Source organism: Bradyrhizobium sp. BRP19 (genome assembly GCF_020194195.1).
Taxonomy (GTDB): domain Bacteria; phylum Pseudomonadota; class Alphaproteobacteria; order Rhizobiales; family Xanthobacteraceae; genus Bradyrhizobium; species Bradyrhizobium yuanmingense.
This window is the reverse complement of record NZ_JADYVZ010000232.1, coordinates 1-392: the sequence shown is the minus strand read 5'-3', so window position 1 is coordinate 392 and position 392 is coordinate 1. Positions and strand designations below refer to the sequence as shown.

Below are 392 nucleotides of genomic sequence, written 5' to 3'. Positions count from 1 at the left end.
GTTTAGGATGACATAGGCGTTGCCGAGAGAGGCCGCGCCGAGCTGGCGCGGCAGCCAGCGCCAGCGCTCCATGTTGACGATGACGGTGTCGATCTGCTTGTCGCGCTTCGGGCTGTTGATCGCCTTCACGGTGCGATCGTCGAGCACGCCGGTGGGCTTCAGCTCGGCGCTCTGCTGGAATTTGCGCACGGCTTCGGCGACCTTGGCGTCGTAGCGCGTGTCGTCCGGATTGTCGCTGACGCCGAGCTTGGCACGGAGCTGCGGCACGCGCGGATCTTCCGGCGCCACCGCCGGCTGTTTCTTGCTGCCCGCCTTGTAAGCCAGCACCGGCCCTTCCGCGATCTGGATCACCGGTCCCTCGCCCTGGCCGCGCAGCTCGGCGAGCTTGGCCT

1 protein-coding gene is annotated in these 392 nt (G+C 67.6%); it reads right to left on the bottom strand.

Annotated features, from left to right (window positions below; genetic code table 11):
- Positions 1–392, bottom strand: a 392-nt coding sequence (locus I6F36_RS39330) for a peptidoglycan-binding protein (protein WP_225173332.1), incomplete at both ends; no start/stop codon positions are given.